The organism is Mesobacillus sp. (genome assembly GCF_047739415.1).
Classification (GTDB): domain Bacteria; phylum Bacillota; class Bacilli; order Bacillales; family Cytobacillaceae; genus Mesobacillus.
On record NZ_JBIQOE010000209.1, the window covers coordinates 1 to 6826 of the forward strand.

General features: G+C 48.6%; 6 protein-coding genes and 1 pseudogene. All 7 read right to left on the reverse strand.

Annotation, left to right across the window (positions count from 1 at the left end; translation table 11 throughout):
* Positions 1-4: 4 nt before the first annotated feature.
* Positions 5-1417 carry an amidophosphoribosyltransferase gene (gene purF / locus ACH0QE_RS16555; protein ID WP_415801678.1) on the reverse strand — a complete coding sequence of 471 codons (1413 nt, stop codon included), beginning with the start codon at positions 1415-1417 and terminating at the stop codon, positions 5-7.
* Positions 1402-3618, reverse strand: a complete 2217-nt coding sequence (gene purL / locus ACH0QE_RS16560; protein WP_415801679.1) for a phosphoribosylformylglycinamidine synthase subunit PurL — start codon at positions 3616-3618, stop codon at positions 1402-1404. The genes purF and purL overlap by 16 nt, the downstream gene beginning before the upstream one ends.
* A complete protein-coding gene (gene purQ / locus ACH0QE_RS16565) occupies positions 3602-4288 on the reverse strand; it encodes a phosphoribosylformylglycinamidine synthase subunit PurQ (protein ID WP_415801680.1) in 687 nt (228 codons plus the stop codon). Before purQ ends, purL begins: the two co-directional genes overlap by 17 nt.
* Positions 4285-4539, reverse strand: a complete 255-nt coding sequence (gene purS / locus ACH0QE_RS16570) for a phosphoribosylformylglycinamidine synthase subunit PurS (RefSeq protein ID WP_415801681.1) — start codon at positions 4537-4539, stop codon at positions 4285-4287. Before purS ends, purQ begins: the two co-directional genes overlap by 4 nt.
* Positions 4532-5245, reverse strand: a complete 714-nt coding sequence (gene purC / locus ACH0QE_RS16575) for a phosphoribosylaminoimidazolesuccinocarboxamide synthase (RefSeq protein ID WP_415801682.1) — start codon at positions 5243-5245, stop codon at positions 4532-4534. Before purC ends, purS begins: the two co-directional genes overlap by 8 nt.
* Before the next feature lie 82 nt (positions 5246-5327).
* Entirely contained in the window at positions 5328-6620 is a 1293-nt protein-coding gene (purB, locus tag ACH0QE_RS16580) for an adenylosuccinate lyase (protein WP_415801683.1), read from the reverse strand.
* A pseudogene (locus ACH0QE_RS16585) lies at positions 6617-6826 on the reverse strand (5-(carboxyamino)imidazole ribonucleotide synthase); the annotation flags it as partial. The gene purB and the pseudogene ACH0QE_RS16585, both read right to left, overlap by 4 nt.

The window sequence follows — 6826 nt, forward strand, 5'->3', positions numbered from 1 at the left end:
CGCATCAGCACTTCTGCCCAGCAGGCACTGCCTGCGGATAGATTTCTGTCGGGTACTTCCCGGTAAAACAAGCAAGACACTGGCCGCGTGTTTCGCCAGGTTCATTGTGCCCGATTGCTTCAAGCATGCCCTCGACACTCAAGAACGTGAGAGAATCTGCACCGATCAATTCACGGATCTCTTCGACCGTGTGGTCAGAAGCAATCAATTCCTCACGGGTAGATGTATCAATCCCATAAAAGCATGGATTCTGGATTGGCGGTGAACTGATGACGACGTGCACCTCTGTTGCGCCCGCTTCCTTCAACATCTTCACAATCCGGCGGCTGGTGGTGCCGCGCACAATCGAATCGTCCACCATGATGACACGCTTGCCCTCAACAATCCCGCGAACCGGTGAAAGCTTCATCTTCACACCCTGCTCCCTTAAGCTTTGGGAGGGCTGGATGAAGGTCCGGCCGACATAACGGTTCTTGATCAAACCCATCTCATAAGGAATGCCAGATTCCTCTGCATAGCCGATCGCTGCAGAAATACTAGAATCAGGGACACCTGTTACAACATCAGCCTGAATCGGAACTTCCTTCGCCAGCTGTTTGCCGAGATTTTTTCGGGCAGCATGAACGTTGATGCCGTGTATATTGCTGTCTGGTCTAGAAAAATAAATATATTCCATCGTACAGATTGCCGTGCCCGAGCTCATTGAGTACATCTCAGAGTGAAGGCCGTCTGCATCAATCACCAGCAATTCTCCAGGAAGGATATCCCTGACAAATTCAGCGCCGACAATATCGAAGGCACAAGTCTCAGAGGCGACCACATAAGCATCCCCAAGGCGGCCCAGCGAAAGCGGACGCAGTCCATGTGGATCTAACGCCACCATCATCTCCGTTTCGGTCATGATTAAAAAGGCATAAGCACCCTTCAGCATCGGAAGTGCATTTTTGACACGATCCTTCAACTGGCTGAAGCCGCCACGCTTGATTAGGTGTGCCAGGACCTCAGTATCAGAGCTCGTTTGAAAAATACTGCCCTGCGCCTCAAGCTGATTCCTGAGCGCATCTGCATTTACAAGATTGCCATTATGCGCAAGTGCGAGTCCGCCGCTTTGTGATTGAAACAGCAGAGGCTGGACATTTTCATAGCCGCCGCCTCCTGCCGTCGCATAGCGTACATGGCCAATTGCGCCAACACCCTGAAGGTCTTCCATTGCATCAGCCGTAAAAATTTCGGTCACAAGGCCTTCGCCTTTTCTGCCTTTAAGTTCATTGCCGTCACTCACAACAATGCCGGTGCCTTCCTGTCCTCGATGCTGCAGGCTGTGAAGGCCGTAATATGTGATTTGTGCTGCCTCGGGATGTCCCCAGATTCCAAAAACGCCGCATTCCTCATTCAAGCCTTTTAGTTCAGCAAGCATGGGATGGCTCCTTTCCAGGCTTTTTTCAGCCCCTCTGTATCTTGATTGATCAAGTTTTCACCGTTGACATCAATCTTTAATACTGGCGTTTCAACAACTTTGCCAATCAGCACCGCATCTGTTAAACTCTCAAACTCAATCTGGTGCTTTGGTTTTACTGATAAAATAAAGCGGGATTGCGTTTCGCTGAACAAAGCTGATACAGCATTGCCATCCAGTGTAACCCTAGCTCCAAGCCCTTTGCTGCCAATCACCGATTCAGCAAGCGCAACTGCAACGCCGCCCTCTGCGACATCATGGGCAGAAGACACGAGACCATTTTTAATCGCTGTTAAAATCTGTGCCTGATAGCTGGCTTCCAATTCTAAATCAAGCGAAGGTGCCTTGCCAAAAATCCGGCCATACACAAGCTTCTGCAGCTCGCTGCCGCCGAACTCATCCTTCGTGTCACCCAGGAGATAAATCAAATCGCCAGCATTTTTAAAATGCTGAGTCGTTACATGCTTAAGATTTTCAACCAGTCCGACCATTCCGACAACCGGAGTCGGGTAGACAGCCGTTCCATTTGTTTCATTGTACAAGCTGACATTACCGCCAATTACAGGTGTGCTCAATGTCCGGCAAGCTTCGCTCATGCCATCAACCGCTTTTTCAAATTGCCAGAAGATCTCCGGCTTTTCCGGATTTCCGAAGTTCAGGCAGTCCGTAATCGCCAATGGCTCTCCGCCAGAGCAGACAATATTGCGCGCCGCCTCTGCAACGGCAATCTTCCCGCCTGTTTCTGGGTCAAGGTAGATATAACGGGAGTTGCAGTCCGTTGTCATCGCCAAGCCTTTTTCCGTGCCTCGAATCCTAACAACCGCTGCATCAGAACCAGGTGAAACGACCGTGCTCGTGCGGACCATATGGTCATATTGATCGTAAACCCACTCCTTGCTCGCAATCGTCGGCTGCTGGAGCAGCTGCAAAAGAGTAGCTTCATAGTTTTCAAGAGTAGGAACTTCATTATCCATGTTCTGGAACTCACGGAAATAAGCCGGTTCACTGGAAGGCTTGTAATAGACAGGAGCCTCTTCAGCCAGAGCATCGGCTGGAACTTCGGCAACCACTTCCCCTTTATGTAAAAGACGAAGCATCTTGTCGTCCGTTACTTTTCCAATCGCAACCGCTTCAAGTTCATATTTTGAAAAAAGATCGATGATTTCCTGCTCACGGCCTTTTTCAACAACAATCAGCATGCGCTCCTGTGACTCGGAAAGCATCATTTCATAAGCCGTCATGCCTGTTTCACGCTGCGGCACAAGGTCAAGATTCATCTCGATTCCTGAACCCGCCTTGCTCGCCATCTCTGCAGATGAACTTGTCAAACCAGCTGCGCCCATGTCCTGGATGCCAACAAGCGCATCATTTTTAACAAGTTCCAGACAAGCTTCCAAAAGCAATTTTTCCATAAACGGATCGCCAACCTGGACCGCTGGGCGCTTCTCTTCAGATGACTCATTCAATTCTTCTGAAGCGAATGTCGCACCGTGGATACCATCACGGCCGGTTTTCGCGCCAACGTACATAACCGTATTGCCGACACCATGCGCCTGACCCTTCTTGATATCCTCATGGTTGATTAGCCCGACGCACATCGCGTTCACAAGCGGGTTTCCCTCATATGCAGCGTCAAACTGGACCTCTCCGCCAACTGTCGGAATCCCGATGCAGTTTCCGTAACCAGCAATCCCTGCAACAACCTGTTCAAACAAATATTTCACCCTTGGTGACTCAAGCTCGCCAAAGCGGAGGGAATTCAATAATGCAATTGGCCTTGCTCCCATCGAAAAAACGTCGCGGATAATTCCGCCGACACCTGTAGCTGCGCCCTGGTATGGCTCGATCGCTGAAGGATGGTTGTGGCTTTCAATTTTGAAAACAACCGCCTGGCCATCGCCGATATCAACAATTCCCGCGCCTTCGCCAGGGCCCTGCAACACTCGCTCCCCAGTGACCGGGAACTTTTTCAGCACGGGCTTGGAGTTCTTGTAGCTGCAATGCTCTGACCACATAACCGAGAACAAACCAGTCTCTGTATAGTTAGGAGTACGTCCAAGGATCTTTTCGGCAGAAGCAAACTCGCTATCTGACAATCCCATTTCCCGATAAATTTTTTCCTGTTTAATTTGCTCTGGACTTGGTTCAAGCATTAACCGCATTTGCTTCCCTCCATTGTTTAACGATCGATTTGAAAAGCTTCAGTCCGTCCGCTCCGCCAAGCAGTTCGTCGACAGCACGCTCTGGATGCGGCATCATCCCTAGGACATTTCCGCGCTCATTGATGATCCCCGCAATATTTTCAAGGCTTCCGTTCGGATTTTCGCCTTCGTATGTGAACACGATTTGTTTATTGGTCTTCAAACGAGACAGCGTTTCTTCATCACAATAGTAGTTGCCTTCCCCGTGCGCAACCGGAATCGTGATGACCTTGCCTTTTTCATAGCCAGCAGAAAACATTGTTTCGCTATTTTCTACCTTGAGCTTAACCTGCTTGCAGATGAACTTCAGGCTGTCATTGCGGCGCATGGCTCCTGGAAGAAGGCCGGCCTCAAGCAAAATCTGAAATCCGTTGCAGACACCAAGTACAGGCTTTCCAGCTTCAGCCGCTTTGACGACTTCCTTCATGACATTGCTGAACTGCGCAATCGCGCCAGAGCGCAAATAGTCACCATATGAGAAACCCCCTGGCAACAATACAGCATCATAGCCTTCAAGATTTTCAGCATCATGCCAGACATAATCTGCTTCTTCGCCAAGCTCATCTTTTACCGCATGGTACATATCGATGTCACAGTTCGAACCCGGAAATACGATCACCGCAAATTTCACTGTGCAACAACCTCCTCGACTTCGTACCTGTAGTCCTCGATCACCGGATTCGCCAGCAGGCGCTCGCACATTTCCTTCACTGCTGCGTCAACATCCTTAACCGATTCATCAAGAGTAAGCTCCATATACTTTCCTATTCGGACCTCCTGGATGCCTTCGTAACCGTGTGTCGCCAGCGAATTTTTAACGGCCGTCCCCTGTGGATCCAAAACACTTTCCCTTAACGTGACAAACACCTTTACTTTATACATGCAATTGTCCTCCCAATCTCGTTAAAATGGTTTCGTAAGCATCTGTCAGATTCCCCAAATCGCGGCGGAACACGTCCTTGTCAAGCTTCTGCTGTGTCTCCATGTCCCACAGACGGCAAGTATCAGGTGAAATCTCATCAGCCAGCAAAATCTTCCCGTCAGCATCCTTGCCGAACTCAAGCTTGAAGTCGATCAGCGTCACGCCAATCTCTGCAAAAAAACCGCCAAGAACACCATTAATTTTTAAGGCCGCTTCCTTTAGTTCTGCCACCTCATCAGCTGATGCAAGATCCAGCACATCGACATGATCATCGGTGACCAGCGGATCGCCCAGCGAATCATCCTTCAGGTAAAACTCAACAATCGGTCGGGAAAGCTTTTTGCCTTCTTCAACCCCAAGGCGATTTGAAAAACTGCCTGCAGCAAAGTTCCTTACGACCACCTCAAGCGGAATGATTTCTACACGCTTCACAAGCTGCTCATTTCCGGAAATTTTTTCGATAAAATGCGATTGGATTCCCGCTTCGCTAAGCTTCAAGAATAGTAAACTCGTAATCTCGTTATTCAGCCTGCCCTTGCCGACAATCTCTGCCTTTTTCTCGCCATTGTAGGCCGTTGCCGAATCCTTGTACTGGACCCTGACAATCGCAGCATCCTCAGTAGCATAAATTCGTTTCGCTTTCCCTTCGTATAACAGCTCTTCCATTTTAACGCCCTCCGATTGAGATAATTAGCAATCTTCAGTCTCCATTAGATAAAAGAAGGGCAAGAAACCTTGCCCGGTAATATTAAAGTCCCAGTCTTTCAAAAATCATATCAACATGCTTGATATGATAGTTGTAATCAAAGCAGTCATCGATTTCCGCTTCGCTTAATAATCCGGCAATCTTTTCATCATTTTCGATCAGGCTGCGGAACTGCACCTGCTTTTCCCATGCTTCCATCGCTCTTGGCTGAACAGTGTCGTACGCCTCCTCACGGGACATGCCCTTGTCAATCAAAGCAAGCAGCACACGCTGGGAGTAAATCAAGCCAAGCGTCCGATCCATATTGCGCTTCATGTTTTCTGGATATACCGTCAAGTTCTTCACGATATTACCGAAACGGTTCAGCATATAGTTCAATGCGATCGTCGCATCTGGTAAAATAATTCTCTCCGCAGATGAGTGTGAAATATCGCGCTCATGCCAGAGCGGCACATTTTCATAAGCCGTCGTCATATAACCGCGGATGACCCTCGCCATCCCTGTCATGTTCTCTGAGCCAATCGGATTGCGCTTATGCGGCATGGCCGAAGAGCCTTTTTGTCCTTTTGCAAAAAACTCCTCTACTTCACGGGTTTCACTTTTTTGCAAACTGCGAATCTCAACCGCAAACTTTTCAATCGAAGTCGCAATCAAAGCAAGAGTGGACATGTAGAAAGCATGGCGGTCACGCTGCAAAGTCTGAGTTGAAATCGGTGCCGGCTGCAGGCCGAGCTTTTCACAAACATATGATTCCACGAATGGATCGATATTCGCATACGTTCCCACTGCACCAGAAATCTTGCCGAACTCGACGTCACGAGACGCCATTTTGAAACGCTCAAGATTACGCTTCATTTCCTCGAGCCATAGCCCCAGCTTCAGCCCAAAAGTGGTAGGCTCAGCATGAACACCGTGCGTGCGCCCCATCATGACTGTGTACTTATGTTCTTTTGCCTTGTTCATCAGGATTTCGATGAAATTCTCTAGATCTTTTAACAAAATTTCATTCGCTTGCTTAAGCACATACGATAAAGCTGTATCAACGACATCCGTCGAAGTCAGGCCATAATGCACCCATTTCCGCTCCTCGCCAAGTGTTTCTGACACCGCTCTTGTAAAAGCAACAACATCATGGCGCGTCTCTTCCTCAATTTCCTTAATCCGGTTAATATCAAAAGAAGCATTCTCTCGGAGTTTCCTTACGTCATCCTTAGGAATGTCTCCAAGCTCTGCCCATGCCTCACATGCTAGGATCTCGACTTCGAGCCATGCCTTAAAGCGATTTTCCTCCGTCCAGATTGCTCCCATTTCCGGTCTTGTATAACGATCTATCATCTCTTTTGTCCTCCGATCATTTCTGCTGCGCCATCCCAGATTCCGCTTCTCTCAGCTTCATCAAGCGCGATTTCCACTGTGTCTCGTAAAAGGGTCACATGCCCCATCTTCCTCTTATACTTCGCTTCTTTTTTGCCATATAAGTGAATCTTCCAATCCTGTAATTCGGGAATTCTATCCAACAGAGGCTGTTGGTGTTCTCCCAG